Annotated in this window: 21 protein-coding genes; 14 read left to right on the top strand and 7 right to left on the bottom strand. The window is 59.6% G+C overall.

The features are described 5' to 3' along the window. Window positions 1–5: 5 nt before the first annotated feature. The 7 genes from KF814_09525 to KF814_09495 form a co-directional block, all read right to left on the bottom strand. Window positions 6–1,127, bottom strand: coding sequence for a transporter (locus tag KF814_09525; GenBank protein ID MBX3236381.1), 1,122 nt, complete (start codon window positions 1,125–1,127; stop codon window positions 6–8). A 165-nt stretch (window positions 1,128–1,292) separates the two neighbouring features. Beyond that, entirely contained in the window at window positions 1,293–1,601 is a 309-nt protein-coding gene (locus KF814_09520; GenBank protein ID MBX3236380.1) for a hypothetical protein, read from the bottom strand. A gap of 6 nt (window positions 1,602–1,607) precedes the next feature. Further along, window positions 1,608–2,159, bottom strand: a complete 552-nt coding sequence (locus KF814_09515; GenBank protein MBX3236379.1) for a redoxin domain-containing protein — start codon at window positions 2,157–2,159, stop codon at window positions 1,608–1,610. Between the two features lie 28 nt (window positions 2,160–2,187). Then, a complete protein-coding gene (locus KF814_09510; protein ID MBX3236378.1) occupies window positions 2,188–3,357 on the bottom strand; it encodes a TonB family protein in 1,170 nt (389 codons plus the stop codon). Window positions 3,358–3,389: 32 nt separating this feature from the next. Continuing rightward, window positions 3,390–3,869: a hypothetical protein gene (locus tag KF814_09505; GenBank protein MBX3236377.1), complete on the bottom strand. Its 480-nt coding sequence runs from the start codon at window positions 3,867–3,869 to the stop codon at window positions 3,390–3,392. Between the two features lie 190 nt (window positions 3,870–4,059). Next, a complete protein-coding gene (locus KF814_09500) occupies window positions 4,060–4,362 on the bottom strand; it encodes a hypothetical protein (GenBank protein ID MBX3236376.1) in 303 nt (100 codons plus the stop codon). 74 nt (window positions 4,363–4,436) lie between these two features. Beyond that, window positions 4,437–5,516 carry a tetratricopeptide repeat protein gene (locus KF814_09495; protein MBX3236375.1) on the bottom strand — a complete coding sequence of 360 codons (1,080 nt, stop codon included), beginning with the start codon at window positions 5,514–5,516 and terminating at the stop codon, window positions 4,437–4,439. 229 nt (window positions 5,517–5,745) lie between these two features. Here KF814_09495 and secA point away from each other — a divergent pair, with 229 nt between their 5' ends. The 14 genes from secA (at window position 5,746) to nuoL (ending at window position 23,467) form a co-directional block, all read left to right on the top strand. Beyond that, window positions 5,746–8,451, top strand: a complete 2,706-nt coding sequence (gene secA / locus KF814_09490; protein MBX3236374.1) for a preprotein translocase subunit SecA — start codon at window positions 5,746–5,748, stop codon at window positions 8,449–8,451. Between the two features lie 495 nt (window positions 8,452–8,946). Beyond that, the gene (locus KF814_09485) at window positions 8,947–9,666 is read left to right on the top strand and encodes a hypothetical protein (protein ID MBX3236373.1); all 720 of its coding nucleotides are present in this window, start codon (window positions 8,947–8,949) and stop codon (window positions 9,664–9,666) included. 456 nt (window positions 9,667–10,122) lie between these two features. After that, complete coding sequence (locus KF814_09480) at window positions 10,123–11,337, top strand: SAM-dependent methyltransferase (protein MBX3236372.1); 1,215 nt, start codon at window positions 10,123–10,125, stop codon at window positions 11,335–11,337. Between the two features lie 65 nt (window positions 11,338–11,402). After that, window positions 11,403–11,774 carry an NADH-quinone oxidoreductase subunit A gene (ndhC, locus tag KF814_09475; GenBank protein ID MBX3236371.1) on the top strand — a complete coding sequence of 124 codons (372 nt, stop codon included), beginning with the start codon at window positions 11,403–11,405 and terminating at the stop codon, window positions 11,772–11,774. Window positions 11,775–11,878: 104 nt separating this feature from the next. Next, complete coding sequence (locus KF814_09470) at window positions 11,879–12,358, top strand: NADH-quinone oxidoreductase subunit B (GenBank protein ID MBX3236370.1); 480 nt, start codon at window positions 11,879–11,881, stop codon at window positions 12,356–12,358. A gap of 33 nt (window positions 12,359–12,391) precedes the next feature. Beyond that, a complete protein-coding gene (gene nuoD, locus KF814_09465) occupies window positions 12,392–14,143 on the top strand; it encodes an NADH dehydrogenase (quinone) subunit D (protein ID MBX3236369.1) in 1,752 nt (583 codons plus the stop codon). Window positions 14,144–14,169: 26 nt separating this feature from the next. Continuing rightward, window positions 14,170–14,700: an NADH-quinone oxidoreductase subunit NuoE gene (nuoE, locus tag KF814_09460; GenBank protein ID MBX3236368.1), complete on the top strand. Its 531-nt coding sequence runs from the start codon at window positions 14,170–14,172 to the stop codon at window positions 14,698–14,700. Between the two features lie 91 nt (window positions 14,701–14,791). Further along, window positions 14,792–16,099 carry an NADH-quinone oxidoreductase subunit NuoF gene (gene nuoF / locus KF814_09455; GenBank protein MBX3236367.1) on the top strand — a complete coding sequence of 436 codons (1,308 nt, stop codon included), beginning with the start codon at window positions 14,792–14,794 and terminating at the stop codon, window positions 16,097–16,099. Window positions 16,100–16,192: 93 nt separating this feature from the next. After that, window positions 16,193–18,859 (top strand): NADH-quinone oxidoreductase subunit NuoG, encoded by a 2,667-nt coding sequence (gene nuoG, locus KF814_09450; GenBank protein MBX3236366.1) that lies wholly within the window; start codon window positions 16,193–16,195, stop codon window positions 18,857–18,859. Between the two features lie 24 nt (window positions 18,860–18,883). Then, window positions 18,884–19,951 (top strand): NADH-quinone oxidoreductase subunit NuoH, encoded by a 1,068-nt coding sequence (nuoH, locus tag KF814_09445; protein MBX3236365.1) that lies wholly within the window; start codon window positions 18,884–18,886, stop codon window positions 19,949–19,951. A gap of 9 nt (window positions 19,952–19,960) precedes the next feature. Then, entirely contained in the window at window positions 19,961–20,536 is a 576-nt protein-coding gene (gene nuoI, locus KF814_09440; GenBank protein ID MBX3236364.1) for an NADH-quinone oxidoreductase subunit NuoI, read from the top strand. A 134-nt stretch (window positions 20,537–20,670) separates the two neighbouring features. Continuing rightward, entirely contained in the window at window positions 20,671–21,144 is a 474-nt protein-coding gene (locus KF814_09435) for an NADH-quinone oxidoreductase subunit J (GenBank protein MBX3236363.1), read from the top strand. A 25-nt stretch (window positions 21,145–21,169) separates the two neighbouring features. Continuing rightward, window positions 21,170–21,475, top strand: a complete 306-nt coding sequence (gene nuoK, locus KF814_09430; GenBank protein MBX3236362.1) for an NADH-quinone oxidoreductase subunit NuoK — start codon at window positions 21,170–21,172, stop codon at window positions 21,473–21,475. A 93-nt stretch (window positions 21,476–21,568) separates the two neighbouring features. Continuing rightward, complete coding sequence (gene nuoL, locus KF814_09425; protein ID MBX3236361.1) at window positions 21,569–23,467, top strand: NADH-quinone oxidoreductase subunit L; 1,899 nt, start codon at window positions 21,569–21,571, stop codon at window positions 23,465–23,467. Window positions 23,468–23,482 lie beyond the last annotated feature (15 nt).

Below are 23,482 nucleotides of genomic sequence, written 5' to 3'. Positions count from 1 at the left end.
CGCCTCTAGCTTCCCGCGGAAATCAGCTGGAACGACTTCGTCAAGCCGAACACGAAACTGGTCCCCTGCGCCAAACTGTTGTTGGAATCCCGAGCAAAGGGAATTTGCGCGTAAAAATACACCGAAGCCATGTTGGTCACACTCGACTGCACGAGCTGCCCCAGGTCGATCTGAAATCCGGGCGAGAACGCATGGTAGGTGGAGCCGGTCGTCGGCACTGCCCGACTGCGGATCGTCGGATCCAGCAGCACCGGTTCACCGGGGAAATCCGGAGCATCCGCCGGTGTCGCCGAGCGAAGCAGCGAGGAACTGAAGTTGTCATGCACCAAATAGCGGTAATTGACCTGACCGGTCAGCACCAGCCACGGCGTGGTGACCACATTCAACCCGGCATTGAGTATGTACTCGTCGCCGAATTGATAGCCGTCGTTGTTCCGAAAGGTGTGCCGATAGCTCGCGGAAAGGAACTGGTTGAGTCGGTGAGGAATGAGTTCGTACGACTGATAAATTGTCGGGTTGATCCCGACTTGCCCGCGTCCCAGCTGAGCCGGGGATTCCATACGGGTTCCGGCATCGTCATGCGCGCCTGTCGCGCCGGTCGGCAGATACACCCCGAAGCCGAAGACCACCATGCTGCGCAGGGTCGGGAGCACGTTGTACTTGAGGCCGACCCGAATGTCGCCGATCCCGTCCGTTGAAAACTTGGTCGGCGCGCCCTCGCCGTTGAGCCCATCCTCGCCGATCCCGTCGATGTGTTGGTGCGTCCGCCACACGTAAGGCAACGTGATCTGCAATCCCAATCGCTCGGTGATGCCGTAGTTCACATCCAAGGTCGCCTGCTGCGTGATCGTGCGCGTTTCCTGATGGTGATCGAGGATCATTTGGCGATTGGCCTGGTCCACACCGGGAATGATACCGGACGTGCCGTTCAACACTCGCATCGGCGTATAGTTGTAGATCCCGTTCACCGTGAGCACACCGGCCTGCGGGACCTGCTGCTGCGACCCGATCACGACAAAACAGGAGACCGCTCCGCAGGACGCCTCCGCCTGAGGCTGGTTGCCAGCCAATACCGTCACTGCCCCAAGCACGACTGCCGCTGCACTTTTTCTCCAACCGTACGCCATTGACCGACTCCTTTTTCCTGCGCCGTCTTCGTGAAAGACCAACCGGCCCACTGCCTTGGATTGTTCTATGGAATCACCACGTCGGGCCAATCGTGCATGCACCGCACCCTGCCGCGCATGAAAGGGCGACGAGAATACGTGCCTGCGATCCGCACAATGAGGCGCTTAATTGAATTGCATCGCGGGAGGGCCGCGCGAAGAGAGTCTTGAGGGCAAGAGACGGGTCGCAACCGACTGGGCGACTTGATCGGCCGACGTCACGGCGCGTAGCGGCTCGAGCACCGGCTCTTCAGAGCCGTTCAGCACCTGACCTGCCGCGCACATCACGGAGCACTCGGTCGTAGAGTGGGAAGCGGCTTCGTGGTGGGTATGCTGAGCAGCATGCTCCATCGCATGCAGCGGCGCACCGACTTGGAGCGCCAGAAAAAGCAGCACTACCGCAATACCCGTTATGATGCGAATCGGACCGGACATCCTAGTTCAGCGAAGTGCCGCCGTCTTAAGGGTTTCGGACTGGATGCGAGCAACAATCTCCTGGATCTTGCGCTCCGTCAGCAGCCCGCCTTTGATGTATTCCTGCACCACACCTTGCTGATCGATGAACACACTGACGGGAAGACCAAATACGCCGTACTGATTGGCCACTTGGTTCTGGCGATCCAACAACACCGGGAACGTGTGCTTGTAGGTGGCGATGTGCTCGCGCACCTTCGCCTCATCTTCGAGTTCGTTCACCGCCAACACGACAAATCCCTTGTCGCGCAGTTGATCGTAGGCAGCCTGCATCGCAGGCATCTCGGTCGTGCAGGGCTTGCACCATGTCGCCCAAAAATTCAGCAACACGACCTTGCCCTTGTATTGCTCCAGACTATGGGCCTTGCCGTTAAGATCCGTCAGAGAAAATCCGGTTGCCGGCATGCCTGCCGCCGGGGGACGAGTCCCCATGGCCCACGCCGTGCCGGCGAGCGCCAGAGCAAAAAGAGTGACCAGCAAGAGCTTGCCGCTGTATCGACTGGCAACCGATGTGTTCATCGCAGGCTCCCGATTGTGACGGTTACGATCAATTCCCCAAGTTGTAGCTGATCGGCACTTGCACCACGACCGTCGGGGTCACGACGTCCTGCTTCATGTGCAACGGGCAAGCCCGCCGCACGGCTTCTATAGCGGCGCTGTCCAACGCCTCGTACCCGGAACTCTTCACGACCTGCACGTCCTCGAGATGTCCGTCACGCTTCAGCGTGACCCGGAGCACGACTTTCCCTTCCCATCCGTTCAGTCGGGCGGTCTTGGGATAGTGCCGCAGCTCAATGATGCGCCGATGGAGCGATTCTGCCAGCCAGGCATAATCTGACTTGGACGGCGTAGACTTGGGCGGTACCGCGCGCGCGACGACTTGGTGCTCCTGCTGTTGCGCCGGTGCCGGTTCGTGCATGGCCGGGGACTGAGCCGCCACCGGTTCGGCGGCAACAGGCGGGGCTGCGACCGGCTCGGCCGAAGCCGTGACACTCGCCACCACGGGAGGCGCTTCGGGTGCCTGCTCGGCGGAAGGCGCCGGAGATTGCGCCACTGCGACAGGCTCGGCGTGAGTTTCGACCACTGGTGGAGCCGCCACGACCGTCGGAGCTTCACGGGTTTCTACAACCGGCTCGCTCGTCACGATTGCCGGCGCCTCATGAGTCTCAACCGCCGGTGCCGCCTGATACGCAACGGCTTGTTCCACCACCGGAGTAGCCTCACGCTCTACGGGAGCAGGCACGACGGCCTGCACGACCGGCTCCGGCCTCTTGATTTCCTGAGGTTCGACCGGCTTGATCTCAGCCTGAATGACTTCCTTCACCGGCTCCACGCGCTGAACAGGTTCGACGGCCCGCTGCATCGGTTCAGCCACGCGTTGCACGGGCTGCGCGACCTCCCTAGTCTCGACCTGTCTGGTCACGACTTGAGGAGGAGGCTCGACGGCCTGCACTGGCGCTGCCTTCTTTGGCTTAGGCGGTGTCGGGGGTGTCGGCGGCTGAACCTGCGGCGGAGGCGGTGGTTCCTCACGAGCCACCTCGCGGGGCGGCTCAACCAGGGCCACGTCCCATTTGAAGGGTTCCTGCGGCACCACGGTCATACGCGGCGTGAGCGCCAGGGCAGACAGAACCAAACAGGCGTGGAACGCAAGGGAAGCGCCCCAGCCTGTGGCACTTTGCCTAGACTGCCACCGGTCCTGCATCGTCGCGTGATTCACGTCCGTGCTACCTTCCACTTCCTTACACGCCGCTACTTGAAAACGATCTTCGACACGGTTCCGACCGGCACCTCAAATTGGCCGAAATCGGACTCGCCCTTGAGGCTGCCGGCAACGGCCGGTGTGAATTCGCCATTCTTGCCATTGGCCAGGGTCACGGTCATCGCCGGCGTATTCTTGTCGGCACCGCTTTTCACGTCGATCTGCTTGATCTGCTCGAATTTAATATTGACCGTGGCCGTCCCGCGCTTGGCAGGGAGGTGCCGCAGTTCGTGGGGAACAAATGACGTTTCGCTCATCTTCTCTTCCCAATAGAAGATGACGTTCTTCAATTCTGTTTCCACCCCCTGCGCATCCGTCACGATGGCCTGGAATGATTTGTCGCCTTTCGACTCTGCGGCCACGCTTGGGCCTGCCATCGTCGACAAAAAGCTAAGTGCCGCTCCGAAACAGGCCACAAACCGGAGGCACCTCCGGACGACACGATTATTGGTATCCATCTGGTTCCGCATGATCCTCGCCCTAATCAGTCCCTCGAAAATAAAGTAGAGGTGCACCCTGGTCCCAGGCCCGATATCGCTGGTGTATCTGATGGAGCTCTCGCCTCGCGATACCCTCTAAGAGGGTGGTCGAGGCCTGTATGGACCTCAGCAGCCCTTCATGAAAGGACGGCTGACAATGCACTCGCTGCGGATGACGAGATTAGCGGGAGACTGGCGGCGCGCGGGGTGCGCTGGAGGTAAAGATCTGATCGGATGCAGCAAGGTCCGTGAGCATGGACAGCTGCTCAAGGATGGCGAAGATCTGGAAGTGGTGCGCGGGCCCTGCGGTATCCGCGGCGGTCGTCGCGCACATCCAGGCACAGAGTCCCGACCCGTGCATACCGGCGGTATGGTGCGTGGCATGCTGTAATTCGTGGGCGACAGCCGAACCGGTGGTCGCGGCGATCAGGATGATGACTGCGCCGAGCACCGCACAAGCGACCGATTTCAGGGAGAGGGCCATGCCATTCTCAACTTCCGGGATCAGGGTCGGAATAGTACCAAACGGCGGCCGGCAGGGTCAATGCGATTGATGCCCTATGGCCCGCCTAGCCCCACGATCCGCTCAACTCGCTCATCCTTGCCGCCCAGGTCGCGATACCGCCGGTACTGGGCCAACGCCTTGACCTGATCCTTCCGGTGCAGCTCATAGAACACACCGAGGTTGTAATGGGCTTCGAGGGAGTTCGGCTTCAGGGACACGGCCCGTTCGTACTCCCGCTCAGCCTCGTCGAGCCGGTTCAATATCGTGTAAACCATGCCCAGATTCAGATGCGCCTCGGCGTATTCCGGACGGTAGCGGACTACTTCCAACAATTCCCGTTCCGCTTCCGGCAACAACCCTTGGCTCCTTAATACAAACGCGAGATTGTAGTGCGCATCCACAAAGTCCGGCTTGACGGCAATGGCCTGTTTGAATGCCGCCGCAGCCCCGTTCAAATCATTCCCTCGCTCGGCGAACCGACCAAGCAGATACCACGCATCGGCATGGCGGGGGTTGGCTTGGGTAAGCCGCGAGAGCTGTTCGCGGGCCCGCTTGGCATCACCTTGGTTGTCGTAGAGATTGGCCAAGTGATAGAGCGCGTCGCTGTGGTCGGGGTGGACCCGCAGCAGCGACAGATACATATTAATGGCATGTTCGCGATCATGGCGGTCTTCATACAACCGCGCCAGATCGAGATAGGCTTCCTCGTTACCCGGCGCCACCTCCAATACCTTGTTCAGCACCGCTTCCGCATCGGCCGACTTCCCCTCCGCAAGGTAGACGTCTGCGAGGTCGTTCAGCACCTCCGCCGACCGGGCATTCAATTTCAGCGATTGTTTGAAGGCCTGGACGGCCTCGTCGGGATTGCGCTTCCCTTTGAAATAGACCAGCCCAAGGAGATGATAGGCATCCGCTTGGCGGGGGTTCTGCCCGAGAGATTTCTTCAGGGCGTCGATCGCGCCGTCGGCATCGCCTTCGCGAAACAGCGCCACCGCCTTATCGTAACTGCGCCTAGCCTGGTCCACCGCCGCGGTCTGCGCAGCGTGGGCCATAGGGAGAAGTGTGAACGAACCGAGTCCGGCCAGCGTAAGGGCCAAGAAAACAATGGTGGAGTTCGGGAAGCGGCTCCGCATGGACCTCCATCACTCCTTCGAAATTATCGAACCATGCGCGCGTGAGTGCCCGCACTATATGATGGGAGTGAGATGAAATCAACGCAGACCAAATCTCAAGACTGGACTAAAGCGGTTGAGAGTCCTGGCGTATCTTCGGTAGGATTCCCGCAATGATTCCTGTATACTTCGCCGCTAAACGTTTGATGCCCTGCCGAGTCATGCGCCGGCTGGGTTACGGTGTGTCGCTATGCTGACCCAGGTCCTCAATATCATTTTCGGCAGCAAAAACGATCGCGAGATCAAGGCCTTGCGGCCCATCGTCGATCAAATCAACGGGCTCGAATCGTCGCTCACGCCGCTCTCAGACCATGCCCTGGCCGACAAGACACAAGAGTTCAAGAAGCGACTGGAAGCCGGTGAGACGCTCGACGATATTCTGCCCGAAGCCTTCGCCGTCTGCCGCGAGATGTCCCGCCGCAGGCTCAACATGCGGCACTTCGACGTCCAGCTCATCGGCGGCATGATCCTGCACAAGGGCCGGATCGCCGAAATGAAAACCGGTGAAGGAAAAACGCTGGTCGCCACCCTCCCGATGTATCTCAATGCCCTGGAAGGGAAGGGCGCACACCTCGTCACCGTCAACGATTACTTGGCCAAGCGCGATGCGCAGTGGATGGCGCAGATCTACCATGCGCTGGGCCTGTCCGTCGGCGTGATTCAGCATGATGCGTCGTTTCTATTCGACCCGACGTACGAAGCGGCGGACAAGCGGCTCCTCAGCCTTCGCCCCTGTAGCAGACAGGAGGCCTATCGCGCCGACATCACCTACGGGACCAACAACGAATATGGATTCGATTACCTTCGCGACAATCTGATCGTCAGCGACTTGAGCCAATGCGTGCAGCGGCCGCTCAACTTCGCCATCGTCGACGAAGTCGACAGCATCCTGATCGACGAAGCGCGAACCCCGCTGATCATCTCCGGCCCGACCGACCAGACCACGGACCTCTACTACCGGATCAACGCGATCATCCCGCAGTTGAAAGTCGAACAAGACTATACGATCGAGGAAAAGACGAAGACTGCTTCGCTGACCGAGGACGGCAACATCCGGGTTGAAAAGCTGCTGGGCGTCGACAACCTCTACGATTTGAAGCACATGGACCTGGTCCATCACGTCGTCAAGGCGCTCCAGGCCTATGCTCTCTACAAGCGCGACGTCGATTATGTCGTCAAGGACGGCGAAGTCATCATCGTCGACGAGTTCACCGGCCGGTTGATGCCGGGACGCCGCTGGAGCGACGGGCTGCACCAGGCCGTCGAGGCCAAGGAAGGCGTTAAGATCGCCAACGAGAACCAAACCCTCGCATCGGTGACTTTCCAGAACTACTTCCGCATGTACAAGAAGCTCGCGGGGATGACCGGTACCGCCGACACAGAAGCGGGCGAATTCGCCAAGATCTACAACCTCGACGTCAACGTCGTCCCGACTAATCGGAGCATGGTCCGTAAGGATTATGCCGACGTGGTCTATCGGACCGAAAAGGAAAAATTCAACGCGATCGTCGAGGATATCAAGGACTGTCACGAACGCGGCCAACCGGTCCTGGTGGGCACTATCTCGATCGAAAAATCGGAACGTTTGGCGGGGTTCCTAAGCCGTCATGGCATCAAGCACAACGTGCTCAATGCCAAGTTCCACGAAAAGGAAGCCGAGATCGTCGCCCAGGCCGGCCGAAAAGGCGCCGTCACGATCGCGACGAACATGGCGGGCCGCGGCACCGACATCCTGCTCGGCGGCAATGCCGACTTCCTGTTCAAGCGGGTACTGTATCAGGACGAAACGTTGACCGAAGAACGGAAACAGCAGATTTTCGATCAGATCAAGGCTGAATGCGAAAAAGACAAGGCCGAAGTGGTGACGCTCGGAGGATTGCACATCCTCGGTACCGAGCGCCACGAAAGCCGCCGGATCGACAACCAGCTCCGCGGCCGCGCCGGCCGCCAAGGCGACCCGGGCTCTTCCCGCTTTTATCTTTCGCTGGAAGATGACCTGATGCGGATCTTCGCCTCGGAGCGCGTCTCACAACTCATGCTCAAGCTGGGCATGGAGGAAGGCGTGCCGATCGAACATGGGATGGTGACTCGCGCAATCGCCAACGCCCAGAAAAAGGTCGAAGCCCACAACTTCGAAATTCGCAAACAGCTGCTCGAATACGACGACGTCATGAACAAGCAGCGCGAGGTCATCTATCAGCACCGCCATGCCGTACTGGCCGGCGAGCACATCCAGGAAGACATTCACGACATGACGCGGGATGTGGTCACCGCGATGGTCGACACCTATTGCCCGGCCGACCAGTATTCGGAAGAGTGGGACTTCAACGGCCTCGGCGAGGCCCTCCAAGGACAGTTCAACATCGACATCACGAACGGCTCCGGCACGGTCGCCGAACACTTCAAGGACGTAGGCCGCGACGCCGTCATCGAAGACATCCACAAGCACGTCCACCAGACCTACGAACAAAAGGAACAGGAACTCGGCACCGAGCTGATGCGCTATCTCGAAAAGATGCTGCTTCTCCAAGTGATCGACCATCACTGGAAGGACCATCTCCTCGGTATGGATCACCTGCGCGACGGCATCGGCCTGCGCGGCTACGGGCAGAAAGATCCCCTGATCGAGTACAAACGCGAAGGCTTCGATATGTTCTCGTCCATGATGGACCGGATCAAGTCTGACGTCCTGGAGCGGCTGTTCCGTGTGCAGGCCGTGAAGGGCGAACAACCGCCGCCCGCTGAACCGGAACCGACACCGCCACCACAGATGGTCTTCAACCGCAGCGACGAGCCTGCTCCTCAGGCAGCACAACGTCCGGCCGACCGAGTCGGCAGGAACGATCCCTGTCCCTGCGGTTCAGGCAAGAAATACAAAAAGTGCCACGGGGCGTGACCACTAGCCGACAAACGCCTCCCGCCTGAGCATTTCTGTTCAGTGAAAAACGTTCCGCTTTTTAGCTAGGACGCTGGCGACAAAGGGCGGGACTTCTACCCTCGTCGGGGTACAGGACTCACTGTCCCGGACTCTTCTCATCTCATGCGAGAGCCGTCGGCGACGATCTTCTCCCCGCAAGACGCCGACATGATTCATGGTGATATCTCGTTCACCTCACCGCGATTCAGCTGGACCACCACGTCGAACAAGTGCTCCGGTGTGCCGCACGGTGCGACAAGCATCGGCGGCAACGCCTTCCAAAGGAGCGAGTTCACCGGAAACGCGTGACACCGTCGAATATCAATTTAGAATGGCGGAGTAGAACACAACAATCCGTGCGGTTGGCCGAACGCATCACGTGAAGACGCTCCCCCATTCTTAGGCTGGCTTTCGTTGGCGCCATTGAGCAGTAAATATATCGCGGTATGGATTGGAGCCTATGGGCTCTATTGCATGACCATAGAAGTCATCCTGCGATCCGAAATCCTGTTCTCGATAACTCATGGGCTCTCATTCACTCACTACCTATTGAACTTGCTGTTCGTTCCGGTTGTGTCGATCGCACTTGCCACCGCTGCAACCATCGGTGCATTCACCGATAGAAACTGGTTTCAGTATCCGATCTACCTGCTCACAGCAGTAGTTTTCTCCATGTGGATCAAAGATTGCTCCCCATTTTGGCCCGCTGCAGCAGATGTTCATTCCTGGATTCTGGTGCCGTCCCCGGCTGCCGGTTTCTTCCGAGGCTTGGGAATGGCCTTGGGTTTTGGCGTCCTCAGCTACATGGTATTCGCGCTCACCACCCAAACACCTCCACCTGTGACAACGATCACGAATATCCGCCCATTGATATGGGGGTGGCGAATCTTGGGAGCCATCGCTCTTCTCTTTTGGATCTCCCATTTTCAGACAACCGCCTTCATCGCCGTCATCGGGCTAGGGCATCTGGGGAGCATCGAACGAATTTTTACCCTACTCTACTTCTTACTCAGCCTCACCTATCCGCTGACCTATCTACTCTCGCTCTATCGGACCAGACGGTCGGCCTCGAATCAAAACTCAACAACGATGATTCATCTGGCCAACCGACCGCTGATCCACATCGCCCTTGGAAGTGCTAGCTGGCTGTTGAGTGGTCTGGCCCTTCCTTTAGCTTTGACAAAGCCTTGCTGAGAGAAGGCTGTCGGTGCAACGGCGAACAAGTCGCCCCCCTCCGCCGCCTCCCGCAACCGGCTCTTACTTCCCCCTCTTCTCACTCACCTCGTCTGATCGGACTCCTCACGGGATGGTGGGTGATGGAAGACTCCTCGTGCGCGCATCATCCCACCACCCCCAATAAAACTGTTCCCTTTCAAACAAAGAATGATGCTCGTGGGGTGGCGACCGGGCGCCATTTTCTTCATTTTTTCTTAGCGGGTGGGGGTGGGAACACTCCGGTGCACGCATCGGCCGACCGCCGACGACTACCTTAGGATTCTATTGATCTTGTCGGGGAGCCTGCGAGCACGGAGTTGCCTCCACCACCTCCCCATCCGGGTCTTTTCGCCTTGACTTGCCCGCAACCCAGCGGCTAATCTAACCCCCTCTTTTCCCTAGAGAATACGGTAGGAGAGCGGCTTCTTGGAGAGCATGCCAAGACACAGCTCGAATTCCGACAAGGGTGGTGTCACTTTGAGCGCTGGGCATCCGCAGTTATTGACTGAAATCACCGCGGAAATCGCCGCGAACGGCCCCATTCCGTTCGCCAGATTCATGGAGCTCGCCCTCTACCATCCACAGTTCGGGTACTATGTTCGCCCTGTCGAAGCATCGAAAGAACGCATAGGCTGGTCCGGCGATTTCTATACGAGTTCTGATGTGCATCCGATTCTCGGTCAGGCTCTGGCCAAACAGGCCTGGCAACTCGACGAAGCCCTTGGCCATCCGAATCCGTTCACGGTCGTGGAAATGGGACCAGGCAAGGGGTTGCTTGCCCGCGATTTCCTGGCGGCCTGTGCCCACGCGCCGGCCGGTTTCAGGGATCGTCTACGGTATGTGCTGATCGAACGCAGCGCATCCATGCGCACCCAACAACAGCAGAACCTGGCCCCTTGGCTTGGCGAAGCCGGTCAAGTGGCATGGATCGACCGCCTTGCGGACCTACCGCAGCAGAGCGTGACCGGACTGTTCTTCTCGAACGAGCTTGTGGATGCGTTCCCGGTTCACCGCTTGGCAGTGCTCGACGGGCGCCCACAGGAACTGTGGGTTGACTACCGGGACGGACGATTCGTCGAGACCTATCGCCCCATGTCGGATGCATTGTCGGCCTATTTGCGGGACGGACAGATCAGTTTGCCCGATGGCTATCGGACCGAAATTAATCTGGCGGCGCTCGACTGGATGACGCAAGTTGCGCAGGTCATGGATCGGGGGGTCGTCCTGACCATCGACTATGGCCACACCGCCGACGACCTCTATGGCCCGGAGCGTAAACAAGGCACATTCCTCTGCTACTACAGCCAGACGACCACGGAGGATGCCTTCGACCGCGTCGGGTACCAGGACATGACCGCACACGTGGATTTCACGGCCTTGGCCCGCATCGGCGCTCGCGCCGGCTTGGAGGTCACCGGTTTTACGAACCAGATGAGCTTCCTGATCGGCTTGGGCATGGAACAGATGCTCGAATCGCTGCCACCGGAATCACCGGAATTTTTTGCCGCCATTCAGCTGCTGCGACCTGACGGCATGGGGCGCACGTTCAAGATCCTCGTCCAGCACACGGGCATGCCGAAGCCCGAGTTGGATGGGCTGAAGTTCCAGCCGTTTTTCGGTTCGATTTTGGCCGCACGCTCTGCCGCTTAACAGGAACGAACGACCAATGCTCGTCAACGATTCATGTCTCACGCCTTACGCTTCACAGGTTGTGCATGGGTAACGAAGCTGCGCCGCTGAATTACATTCCGATCCTGATCTTCATCGTGATCGCGTTTGCATTCGGCGCGGTTCAGTTGCTGATCGGGCGTATCGTACGGCCCAGCCGTCCGTATCGAGCCAAGCTCGCGCCGTATGAAAGCGGCAGCCCGCTGTTCTCCGACGCCCGCGTGCAGTTTCCGATGCGCTACTACATCATCGCGATGCTCTTTGTGATTTTCGACATCGAGATCGTATTCATGTTTCCCTGGGCCGTTGCCTTCAAGAAACTGGGGTTAGTGGGCTTGGTTGAGATGGCCCTGTTCATCGCCATTTTGGTGGTGGGATTCTGGTACGCATGGAAAAAGGGAGCGTTGGAATGGGATTGACCAACAATCCACCAGTGTCTCCTGTGGCACCTGAAAGATAAGAAACGTGGAGGTCTACCCCCGCTTGTAGCGGACGATACTTCACGAACGACGAGATATGCCCTATGAGCTTTTTGGAAAGACAGCTTGACGCGAATGTGTTGACGACGAACTTGGATGCGTTCGTCTGCTGGGCTCGCAAATCGTCCTTGTGGCCGATGACGTTCGGACTCGCCTGCTGCGCCATCGAAATGATCGCCAGCGTGTCGTCCCGGTACGACATCGACCGCTTCGGCGCCGGCGTGTTTCGCGCCTCACCCCGGCAATCCGATTTGATGATCGTCGCCGGCACCGTGACCCGCAAGATGGCGCCGGTCATCCGTCGCATTTACGACCAGATGGCGGAGCCGCGCTACGTGATTTCGATGGGATCCTGCGCGACCTCCGGCAACCACTACAACAGTTATGCGGTGGTCCAGGGCGTCGATCAGATCGTGCCGGTAGATGTGTACATCCCCGGTTGTCCGCCGCGGCCGGAGGCTCTGCTGGACGGGCTGTTGAAGTTGCAGGAAAAGATCCAGCGCGAAAAGGTTTTCGTCCGGTAACACCGTGACGGGTCACGAGATTCACCGCTGACAATGAAGTCCCTGATCGAACGATTGATGACCACCTTCCCCGACGCGATTCGAGACGCCGAGGTGGATGCGGCGCGCAACGAGGTATCGGTGCGTGTTGCGGCCCCACGGATCGTCGAGATTGCGCGGTGGCTGCACGATACGCCGGAGGCGGCCTTCGATCACATCACGGACATCTGCTCGGTCGACTACCCGGATCATCCGGAACGGTTTGAAGTGGTCTATCAACTTCTGTCACTTCCTCACCGCCGGCGGATCCGCCTGAAGGCCCGCGTCACCGAGGATGCCCCCGCAATCGCCTCAGTCACCGGCATCTGGAAGGGCGCCGAGTTCATGGAGCGCGAGGTTTACGACCTCATGGGCATCACCTTCACCGGCCACCCGGACCTCCGCCGGATTCTGTTGCCGGAAGACTACGAAGAGGGCCATCCGCTCCGGAAGGACTTTCCCACCGAAGGTCGAGGCTGGCGAAGTACATTCCCCTTCATTCCCCGGCTGGACGAGCCGCCGGCCGAGCACGCGGAAGAAGGCGAGATCTCCGACAAGGACAAGCAGGCATTCTTAGCCCCCACGACCGGCGAAAACCGTCGGCGGGAAGAATTGCTGCTGAACATGGGGCCGCAACATCCGAGCACGCACGGCGTCTTGCGCGTGGTCCTCGAACTGGACGGCGAACGGATCGTGAAGGCGACGCCTGACCTGGGCTATCTGCATCGCGGCGTCGAAAAGCTCGCCGAAGGCCTCCACTACATGCAGGTCATCCCCCACACCGACCGGCTCGACTACGTCTGCGCGATGGCCAACAACTACGCCTATGTGCGGGCGGTCGAAAAGCTGCTCGATATCAAGGTCCCGGAGCGGGCGGAGTACGTGAGAACGATCGTCGCCGAGATGCAGCGCATCATCGGACACCTGTTCTGGCTGGGCACCCAGGCGCTCGATATCGGCGCCATGACGGTCTTCTTCTGGACCTTCCGCGAACGGGAGATCTTGCTCGACATGTTCGAGAAACTCTGCGGCGCCCGCCTCACCCTGAACTATTACCGCATCGGCGGCGTCGACAGCGATTTCACGCCCGACTTAGTTGCGCGCCTGAAAGCGTTTCTCCAGACGTTCCCGGACAAGGTATGCGAGTACGACCAGTTGCTCATGTCCAACCGCATCTGGGTGGGACGCACCAAAGACGTAGCGGTGATCTCCGCCGAAGACGCCATCAACTTCGGCTTGACCGGCCCAACTCTGCGCGGTTCGGGTGTGGACTACGACGTTCGCAAGTACGAACCCTACGGTGTCTATGACAAGGTGGACTGGGAAGTCCCGGTCGGCAAGCGCGGCGACACCTATGACCGGTACTGGGTGCGGATGGAGGAAATGCGGCAGAGCGCCCGTATTATCCGCCAGTGTCTGGATCAGCTTCCCGAAGGTCCGATCATGGCCGACGTCCCGCAAGTGATCCCGCCCCCGAAGGCGAAGGTTATGCGTGACATGGAGAGCTTGATCCACCACTTCATCATCTTCACCCAGGGATTCAAGCCGCCGAAAGCCGAGACCTACTGTGGCACGGAGGCGCCGAAAGGAGAGTTGGGATTTTTTCTGGTCAGCGACGGCAGTCCAAGACCTTATCGCTTGAAAATCCGTGCCCCGTCGTTCATTCATATGGGCGCCTTCGATCACATGGCGCGAGGCTACCTGATTTCGGATATCATCACGATCTTCGGAACCTATGACATCGTGATGGGAGAGTGTGATAGGTGAGTCGCTGAAAGGGCGGAGTTGAAGAGATGTTGAGGGAACAGCATCGGGCTGAAATCGACGAGATTCTGAGCCGCTATCCGGTGAAGCGGTCGGCGCTGCTGCCGCTCCTCTACCTGGCGCAGCGCGAGGAAGGATACATAACGGAAGCGGCCATGCGAGAAATCGCCGGCATCCTGCGCCTGACCCCGCCGCAGGTGTACGAGACGGTCACGTTCTATACGATGCTGAACCTGAAGCCGGTGGGGAAATTCCACATTCAGGTCTGCAAGTCGCTCATGTGCGCACTGGTGGGCTCGGATACCCTGATCGGCTGGTTGGGGCAAAAATTGGGGATCAAGCCAGGTGAGACCACTGCGGACAGGCTCTTTACGTTGAGTGCCGTGGAATGTTTGGCCGCCTGCGGCACCGGGCCGATGATGCAGATCAACGACGATTACTACGAGCAACTGACGGAAGAAAAAGTCGATCGGATTCTGGCGGACTTGAGACAAACGGGCACGTCCTCGCTCAAGACCGGCCCATTTATGTGGCCTGAACCCAACAGAGCCAATGGCTAATGGCTTATAGCCTATGGCCGGAGAGCCGACTTCTGCTTGAGCTCATACCATAAGCGATACGTTATCAGCCATGCGCCGTTAGAAGAATACTATGCCTAATTACGAACCAGTTCTGTTGAAGAACATGCTGCAGCCAGGGTATGGCGGCTCGCTCGCCGACTATGAACAGGCCGGCGGTTACCAAGCGATCCGCAAAGCCCTGGGGAAAATCTCCCCGGCCGACGTGACGGCCACCGTGATGAAGTCGGGCCTCCGCGGACGCGGCGGGGCGGGATTCCCAACCGGCGTGAAGTGGGGCTTCTTGCCCAAGGACTATCAGGGGCCCAAGTATCTCTGCTGCAATGCCGACGAGAGCGAACCGGGCACCTTCAAAGATCGTCAGTTGATCGAACGCGATCCGCATCAGTTGATCGAAGGCATCTTGATCGCCTGTTACGCGATCGGCGCAGCCAGCTCCTACATTTATATTCGAGGTGAGTTCACGCTCGGAGCGAAGGTTCTGGAGAAGGCCATTGCCGAGGCACGAGCCGCCGGCTATGTGGGCAAAAACATTTTCGGGACCGGCACGACGATCGATGTCTGGGTTCACCGCGGGGCCGGCGCATACATCTGCGGAGAAGAAACCGCGTTGCTCGAGTCGCTCGAAGGCAAACGCGGCCTGCCGCGCGTGAAGCCGCCGTTCCCGGCGACCCACGGCCTGTACAACAAGCCGACGGTCGTCAACAACGTCGAAACGCTGGCCAACCTGCCGCATATCATGACGCGCGGACCTGAATGGTTTGCGTCAATCGGCTCCCCGCCCAAAAGCACCGGAACCCGAGTCTTCTGCGTCAGCGGCCATGTCCAGCGACCGGGCAACTATGAAGTCCCCATGGGTATTACCTTCCGCGAGCTCATCTACGAACACGCGGGGGGCATGCGAGGCAATAAAAAGCTGAAGGCTTTCATTCCCGGCGGCGCATCGGCGCCGTTCCTGACCGCCGACTCTCTTGACGTGAAAATGGACTTTGAATCGGTGGCCCAGGCGGGATCGATGTTGGGGTCGGGCGGCGTGACGGTGATGGAAGAAGGCACCAATATGGTATGGGCCGCCTTGCGGCTGATGGAATTTTTTTACCACGAGTCCTGCGGCAAGTGCAGTCCCTGCCGAGAGGGCAGTTCGTGGCTGGTCCAAACGCTCCGACGGATCATGAACAACCGCGGCCAGATGTCGGACCTCGATAACCTGACCGACCTTTGCAAGAACATCGCGGGGCGCACGGTCTGCGCGTTCGGCGACGCCGAAGTGTCGCCGATCATGAGCACGTTGAAGCATTGGCGGCACGAGTACGAGGAATTGATCCGCGCCGCCGAATCGGCGAATCTCCTGCGGCCGGAACCGGTAGGCGGAAGAAAGTAGGATCTGGCGAGTTGGTGAGTTGATGAATTTGGCAGCCCCCCTGACGGCGGTCTGTTCATTCACCAAATCACAAAATCACCAGATGGTTAAATAATGCCTGATTCGACACAAAACGTACGCCTGACCATCGACGGAGTGCCGGTAACGGTTCCGAAGGGAACGCTCGTCATCGAGGCGGCCCGCCGCGTCGGCGTCATGATTCCGCATTTCTGCTACCACCCCAAGCTGAAGCCGGACGCCAACTGCCGGATGTGCTTGGTGGAAGTGGAGAAGATGCCGAAACTCCAGACCGCCTGCAGCACCCCCGTGGCGGAAGGCATGGCCGTGCGCACCGCGACGACCGTCGTCAACGATGCCCACAAGTCGGTCTTGGAATTCATTCTGGCAAACCATCCGCTCGATTGTCCGGTCTGCGACCAAGGCGGCCGCTGCGACCTGCAGGATTTCTCCCACGAGTACACGCCGACCACCAGTCGCTTTATCGAGACCAAGCGCATCTTCCAGAAGGAATACTTCAGTCCGCTGATCGAAACGCAGATGAACCGCTGCGTCCAATGCCTGCGCTGCGTGCGCTATTGCGACGAGGTCATGGACGTGAAGGCCCTGGCCCCAGTCGGGCGAGGCACCATGACCGAGATCAAACATTTCGGTCCTCACGAATTGGACTGCGAGTTCTGCGGCGGTTGCGTGCAGATTTGCCCGGTCGGGGCGATCACCAGCCGGTTGTCGATGTATGAATTCCGCCCCTGGATGCTCAAGCGGGCCGATACGATTTGTACCTTCTGCGGGGACGGGTGTCGGATCACGGTCCAGACCAAGAACAACCAACTGATCGAGGTGAACTCCTCGCACGGAGCCGGCCGTAACAACGGCGATCTTTGCGCCCGCGGCTTTTTCGGCTTCCATGCCACGAGTCACGCCGATCGCCTGACCCAACCCCTTATCAGACGCGACGGTGCCCTGGTCCCGGCCACCTGGGAAGACGCCCTGGAATATGTCGCGGAACAGACGATCCGCCTCAAACAGGCCCACGGCCCGGACGCCTTCGGTGGTCTCATTTCATCCCGCTGCACCAACGAAGACCTCTATGTCTTTCAGAAGTTTATGCGTCAGGTGTTGGGCAGCAATCGCCTCGACAGCAGCGCCCGTTATGGGCATCTCAACGGCGTGCAGGCACTTCGACGGGTTCAGGGTACGCACCGCTGGACGATCGCCTTCGAGGACATCGTCGCAGCCAATGCCGTCCTGCTGGTCGGCACGAACCTCAACGAGACCAGCCCGATTACCGGGTTGAAGGTGAAAGAGGCCGTGAAGAAGAAGCAGGCGGAGTTGGTGACCATCGAGACGCTTCAGCCGGCGATCGATAAGCAGAGCAATATCACCAATCTGGCCGCGCACCACTTTACGACCCATCCCAACGGATTCGTTCACGCGATTGTTGCCCTGCTCAAGGCTGTGATGGACGCCAACCTCGTGGATCAGGACGTGGCTCAGCAGTCTGCCGCCTACGTGACGGCCATCACGACCGCTTTGCAGGCTCAGCCATGGGAACGATTGGAAGCTGCCACAGGCCGGACGAAGGCAGACTGGACGGCGGCAGCCCAAGCCCTTGCCCGCGCCCCCCGGCTCGTCGTCCTGGCAGGCCCCGGGGTGCTGCGTCACGCAGGCGGCAGCGGCATGATCGCCAGTTTATTGGACCTGCTCATTCTTCTCGGCAAGCTGAACAAGCCGGGCTGCGGAGTGGGACCGTTGGCGGAAGAAAACAACGATCAAGGCGCAGTCGAGATGGGTGCGGTAGCGGAGTTCCTCCCAGGCCCGGCCCCGCTCAACGATCAGGCCGCGCGTGAACGGATCGCTGGAGTCTGGCGTGAAGAGTTGCCGCGTCATGCAGGCGCGTCACTCACCGAACTGCTGGCTGCAGCGGGCAAGGGGCAACTGAAGGCCCTGTTCGTAGTCGGCGAGAATCCGGTCGGCACGCTGCCGGCGCAGGCCCAAGCGCGCGAAGCCTTGGCCAAGCTCGATTTGCTCGTCTGTCAGGAATTGTTCCTCACGGACACCGCGGCCATGGCCCATGTAGTGTTGCCGGCCGCCGCGTATGTGGAAAAGGACGGCACGTTCACGAATTCCGAGGGGCACGTTCAGGCGGTGCGCCAGGCCGTCAACCCGGTCGGCGACAGCCGCCCGGATTGGGAAATCCTCTCGGCCCTCTCGGTACTGATGGGCGCCCCGATCGAGTACGGCGATGCGCGGGAGATTCTCAAGGAAATCCGCAGCCTGATTCCCGGCTATGGCCTGCTTGGCCCGACACCGATGCCGCCGAAGATCGACCAGACAGTCCTCGGCCAGTATCTGAAGGAAGGGTTTGCCGAAGATCTATCCGAACGGTACAACCCGGCCCCGCCTGCGCCCGCGGCGTCCGGCACCCTCACGATGTACTTCGGACAGACCCTCTTCCACTCCGGCAAACTGTCCACGCGCTCGAAGGGGCTGCTGCAGATGCAACAGGACTCGTTTGTGACCCTCAACTCGGCCGACGCAACCCGCCTTGGTCTAGCCGAGTCGGACCGGGTCAAGATTTCCAACAGCCGCGGCGCCGTGACCACCGTGGTCAAGATCCGCGACCGGGTTCCCCAGGGGGTGGTCTGGTTCCCGGAGCATTTCGACGGGGAAGCCAAACAATTGGCGGAATGGGCGATTGATCCCCGGACTCAAATCCCCTATTTTAAGCTCGCGCAGGTGACCCTCGCGAAGGTCTCGTAGGACGAGACGAGGAGTATTGTCGTCATGGAAATCGGATTGCGACTGGCCGTCTCACTGGCTCAAATCGCTGCGGTCATGGGCGTGGTGATGTTGACCGTCATGCTCCTGACCCTAGCCGAACGGAAAGTGCTCGGCTGGATGCAAGATCGCATGGGCCCGATGGAAGTCGGCCCCTACGGGGTGCTGCAGCCGATCGCCGACGGCCTGAAGCTCTTCTTCAAAGAAGACATCGTTCCTGCCGGCGCCAATAAATTCCTGTTCACGCTGGCGCCGATCCTGGCGCTCGTCCCGGCCATGATCGGATTCGCGGTCATCCCCTTCGGACCGAGCGAAACGATCGAACTGTTCGGGATGCAGATCAAGCCCTTCGTGATCAGCGATATCAACATCGGCATCCTCTATATCCTGGCGTTCGCCTCGATCGGCGCCTACGGCATCATCTTGGGCGGTTGGGCTTCCAACAGCAAATACTCGCTGCTCGGTGGCCTGAGATCGGCGGCCCAGGTCATCAGCTACGAACTGTGCGTGGGATTGGCCATCGTCGGCGTCCTACTCCTGTCCGGCTCGCTGAGCCTGGTGAAAATCACGGAGGCGCAAGCCGGAGGATTTTGGAACTGGTACGCGCTGGCCTTGCCGTTCCCGCAAATTTTCGCCTTCGTCGTCTATGTGATTTCGTCCGTCGCGGAAACGAATCGCGTGCCTTTCGACTTGCCGGAAGCGGAAAGCGAACTGGTGGCCGGCTTCTTTACCGAGTACAGCGGCATGCGCTTCGCATTCTTCTTCATCGCGGAATACGCGAACATGATCCTGGTCTCCTGCGTCGCCGCGGCGCTGTTTCTTGGGGGCTGGAACGCGCCCTACCCCGGGACGTTGCTGGGTATGGTCGGTTTGGGGAGTGTGGCCTGGGTCGAGAACGTCTTCTGGTTCGCCGCCAAGGTCTACTTCTTCCTATTCTTGTTCTTCTGGCTGCGTGCCACGCTGCCCCGGTTGCGGTACGACCAATTGATGCGGTTCGGATGGAAAGTGATGCTCCCGATCGCGTTGGGCAACATCGTGTTGACCTCGATCGCCGCCTATCTCTTTCCGCGGTAACGAAACGGTATGAGCACGGCCGTCGCCACACCAGCCAAGCGGAAAATGTCGTTCAGCGAGTGGCTGAAGACGCTGACCTTCTACGAGCTCCTCGTGGGCATGAAGGCCACGCTGAAACACTTGCTTAACTACAAGCCGATCACGCTGCAGTATCCGCATGAAAAGCGCACGCTGCCCGACAATTACCGCGGCATGCTCGCCTTGCTGCGCTACGACGACGGTACGGAAAAGTGCGTCGGCTGCGACCTGTGCGAAGCCGCCTGCCCGTCCCGCGTGATTCGAGTATTCAGCGCCGAAGTTCCGGGAGAACCCACCAAGCGGTACTCCAAAGAATATTACATGGACATGACCCGCTGTCTGTTCTGCGGGCTCTGCGTGGACGCCTGCCCCGTCGATGCCCTTGCCATGACTCGAGAGTTCGAGTGGTCCGTGTACGACAAGCGCCAGCTCCATCTCAACAAGCAGCAGCTGCTCGCCATCGGCGACCGGTCGTTTCCCGTCCGGGAAAAGCGGCTTGAGCTCCAACACCCGAACGTGGCCTTTTTCAACGTCACGTTCAAGCATCTCCCGCAAAAGGAGAGCTAGGTCGGCGGCTGCAGGACGGCCGACCTGATTCCCGGGCCACCGAAACGCCCGGACCTGCGACGTGTAGCAACTGAGGGTACAAAGAGGGCATCACCGTGTCGCAACTGTTTTTCGGATATTTCGCCATCGTCATCATGGCCACGTCCGTCCTGGTCGTGGCCCTGCGCAATCCGGTCTACAGCGCCCTTTCCCTGCTCATCATGTTCTTTCACGTCGCCGGCCTCTACGTGACCTTGCACGCCGAGTTCCTGGCGGCAGTCCAAGTCATCGTCTATGCGGGCGCCATTCTGGTGCTGTATTTGTTCGTGGTCATGTTGCTCAATGTGAAGCGCGAAGAGCGCTATCATTCCCAGCTGCCCGTGGCCGGATTGCTCGGCGTCACCCTCGTGACCGAGATGATTCTCCTCGCCATTCGGCAGCACACGGTTGAAGCCCCGTCCGCAGCAACCGCCGATGCCGCGGCCGCTACGGGCAACACCGAGCTCTTGGGCGAAGTGCTCTACTCGATCTATCTGTTTCCGTTCGAGGTGGCCTCGCTGATCCTCCTGGTGGCGATGATCGGCGCGATCATTCTCGCAAAGAAGGACATTCTAGAGGAGCAGAATTAGCCGTGCAGGGAGACTTGGCGAGATCATGAGCGTTCCCTTGTCCTACTATTTGATCCTGAGCGGGTTTGTATTTCTCACCGGCGTGGTGGGGGTACTGATCCGCCGCAACATCATCATTATTTTGCTGTCGGTCGAGCTGATGCTGAATGCCACCAACATCAACTTCGTGGCCTTCTCCGAGTATTACCACCACGTCGCGGGTCAGGTGTTCGTGTTCTTTGCGCTGACGGTGGCGGCGGCGGAGGTCGCGGTGGGGTTGGCCATTATCATCGCGCTCCATCGATCGAGGTCCACGATCAACGTGGACGAGTTCAGTCTGTTGAAATGGTAGAGGATCGGCACATGGCGCATAGAGTAGGGCACGGAAGACCGGCCGACCCCGTGTTCTCTGCCGTCAGCCGCCTGCTGTACGCTCGTTGACTTTATGATTTATTCCCTCATCCCATTTCTCCCGCTTCTGGCATTCCTGATCGTCGGCATCGGCGAACAGTGGATCAAGGATCGGGCACACCTCATCGCGGTCCCGGCCGTGATCGGTTCCTTCGTGTTGTCGCTCATGGCCCTCACGGAAGTGGCCTCGGGCCAGCCCATCTCCATCGTGCTCTATACGTGGCTGACCTCGGGACAGCTCGACATCCACATCGGCATCTCCATCGATCGTCTGACCGCGGTCATGCTGGTGCTGGTAACGACCGTCAGTTCCCTGGTTCACATCTATACGATCGGCTACATGCATGGGGAACCCGGCTACGCGCGGTTCTTCTCCTATATCGCCCTGTTCACCTTCTCCATGCTCATGCTCGTCCTCTCGGACAACCTCCTGCAGCTTTTCGTCTTCTGGGAGGCGGTCGGCCTGTGCTCCTATCTGCTGATCAGCCACTGGTATGAACGGCCCAGCGCCTGCAACGCGGCGACGAAAGCCTTCATCGTCAACCGAGTCGGCGACTTCGGCTTCATCCTCGGCCTGTTCATGGTCTGGTACTACTTCGGTTCGCTCGACTTCGCGCTGATCTTCCCGAAAGTCGCAGACGTAGCCCAGGAAACGATGAACGTGCTCGGCCCATTCGGCGGGACCTGGAATGTCTCCGTGATGACGCTGCTGTGCCTGCTCCTGTTCACCGGCGCCGTCGGAAAATCGGCGCAGGTGCCGTTGCATGTCTGGCTGCCCGACGCGATGGAAGGTCCGACCCCGATTTCCGCCCTCATCCATGCGGCCACGATGGTCACGGCCGGCGTTTTCATGGTTGCGCGGCTGGCTCCTCTTTATAACGCCAGTCCCACAGCCATGACGGTGGTCGCGCTGGTCGGTGGCATCACCATGATGATGGGCGCCACGATCGCCTTGACCCAAACGGACATTAAACGAGTCGTCGCCTACTCCACCATGAGCCAGCTGGGCTACATGGTCATGGCCTGCGGCCTCGGGGCCTATACGGCCGGCATGTACCATCTGTTGACCCACGGCGCCTTCAAAGCCCTGCTCTTCCTCGGTTGCGGCTCCGTGATCGTGGCCCTTCACCACGAACAGGATATGCGCCGGATGGGTGGACTCAAAAACAAGCTGCCGATCACCTATTGGACCTTCGTCATCGGCTCTCTGGCCCTGGCAGGCTTTCCGCTGACGGCGGGCTTCTTCAGCAAAGACGACCTCCTCGTGTCCGCCTGGTCCTCGGGTCCGCTTGGACAGGTGCTCACGATCTGCGGCCTGATCACCGCGGGTCTCACAGCCTTCTATAGCTTCCGGCTGGTGTTCGTGACTTTTTGGGGCCCTTCCCGCATCGACCCGCACCATGCGGGACACATTCACGAGCCATCCGCCACGATCACGACGCCGCTGCTCGTGCTGGCAGTGCTCAGCATTCTTTCCGGGTACATCGGCATCCCCGGTTTCCTCGAACCGGTGTTCCACGGCGAAGGGAGCGGAGGACACCACGAAGGGGGCTCCGCCTATGTCATCATGACCGCCGCAACCCTTGTGGGGCTGTTGGGCATCGGAGCCGCCTACTATGTGTACGTCTTGAACCCAGGGTTGCCCGACCGGTTGGCCCAACGGTGGCGAGCGGCCTACGAGTTGTCGCTGAACAAATGGTACGTGGACGAGGCCTACGATCGTTCGTTTGTCCAGCCCACAATGTCTGCAGCACACGGCCTCTGGAGACATGTCGACGTGAAGGTCATCGATGGCGCCGTCAATGGGATCGCACGGGCGATTGCCTGGGGCGGTTGGTTCATGCGGCTGACCCAGAGCGGTGAAACTCAGCACTATGCCATGGGCATGGCCTTGGGCGCGGTGGTCATCTTAACCGTATATCTGCTGCTGTGAGTAAGAAGCAGCAGT

This window comes from Nitrospiraceae bacterium (genome assembly GCA_019637075.1).
Classification (GTDB): Bacteria; Nitrospirota; Nitrospiria; order Nitrospirales; family Nitrospiraceae; genus JAHBWI01.
This window is presented reverse-complemented; position numbering and strand designations above follow the sequence as displayed.

What these genes read in the sequence shown, in the direction of transcription:
- KF814_09525 (MBX3236381.1), bottom strand. Translation starts at nt 1,127, where the DNA reads ATGGCGTACGGTTGGAGAAAAAGTGCAGCGGCAGTCGTGCTTGGGGCA.
- KF814_09520 (MBX3236380.1), bottom strand. Translation starts at nt 1,601, where the DNA reads ATGTCCGGTCCGATTCGCATCATAACGGGTATTGCGGTAGTGCTGCTT.
- KF814_09515 (MBX3236379.1), bottom strand. Translation starts at nt 2,159, where the DNA reads ATGAACACATCGGTTGCCAGTCGATACAGCGGCAAGCTCTTGCTGGTC.
- KF814_09505 (MBX3236377.1), bottom strand. Translation starts at nt 3,869, where the DNA reads ATGCGGAACCAGATGGATACCAATAATCGTGTCGTCCGGAGGTGCCTC.
- KF814_09500 (MBX3236376.1), bottom strand. Translation starts at nt 4,362, where the DNA reads ATGGCCCTCTCCCTGAAATCGGTCGCTTGTGCGGTGCTCGGCGCAGTC.
- KF814_09495 (MBX3236375.1), bottom strand. Translation starts at nt 5,516, where the DNA reads ATGCGGAGCCGCTTCCCGAACTCCACCATTGTTTTCTTGGCCCTTACG.
- secA (MBX3236374.1), top strand. Translation starts at nt 5,746, where the DNA reads ATGCTGACCCAGGTCCTCAATATCATTTTCGGCAGCAAAAACGATCGC.
- KF814_09485 (MBX3236373.1), top strand. Translation starts at nt 8,947, where the DNA reads ATGACCATAGAAGTCATCCTGCGATCCGAAATCCTGTTCTCGATAACT.
- KF814_09480 (MBX3236372.1), top strand. Translation starts at nt 10,123, where the DNA reads ATGCCAAGACACAGCTCGAATTCCGACAAGGGTGGTGTCACTTTGAGC.
- ndhC (MBX3236371.1), top strand. Translation starts at nt 11,403, where the DNA reads ATGGGTAACGAAGCTGCGCCGCTGAATTACATTCCGATCCTGATCTTC.
- KF814_09470 (MBX3236370.1), top strand. Translation starts at nt 11,879, where the DNA reads ATGAGCTTTTTGGAAAGACAGCTTGACGCGAATGTGTTGACGACGAAC.
- nuoD (MBX3236369.1), top strand. Translation starts at nt 12,392, where the DNA reads ATGAAGTCCCTGATCGAACGATTGATGACCACCTTCCCCGACGCGATT.
- nuoE (MBX3236368.1), top strand. Translation starts at nt 14,170, where the DNA reads ATGTTGAGGGAACAGCATCGGGCTGAAATCGACGAGATTCTGAGCCGC.
- nuoF (MBX3236367.1), top strand. Translation starts at nt 14,792, where the DNA reads ATGCCTAATTACGAACCAGTTCTGTTGAAGAACATGCTGCAGCCAGGG.
- nuoG (MBX3236366.1), top strand. Translation starts at nt 16,193, where the DNA reads ATGCCTGATTCGACACAAAACGTACGCCTGACCATCGACGGAGTGCCG.
- nuoH (MBX3236365.1), top strand. Translation starts at nt 18,884, where the DNA reads ATGGAAATCGGATTGCGACTGGCCGTCTCACTGGCTCAAATCGCTGCG.
- nuoI (MBX3236364.1), top strand. Translation starts at nt 19,961, where the DNA reads ATGAGCACGGCCGTCGCCACACCAGCCAAGCGGAAAATGTCGTTCAGC.
- KF814_09435 (MBX3236363.1), top strand. Translation starts at nt 20,671, where the DNA reads ATGGCCACGTCCGTCCTGGTCGTGGCCCTGCGCAATCCGGTCTACAGC.
- nuoK (MBX3236362.1), top strand. Translation starts at nt 21,170, where the DNA reads ATGAGCGTTCCCTTGTCCTACTATTTGATCCTGAGCGGGTTTGTATTT.
- nuoL (MBX3236361.1), top strand. Translation starts at nt 21,569, where the DNA reads ATGATTTATTCCCTCATCCCATTTCTCCCGCTTCTGGCATTCCTGATC.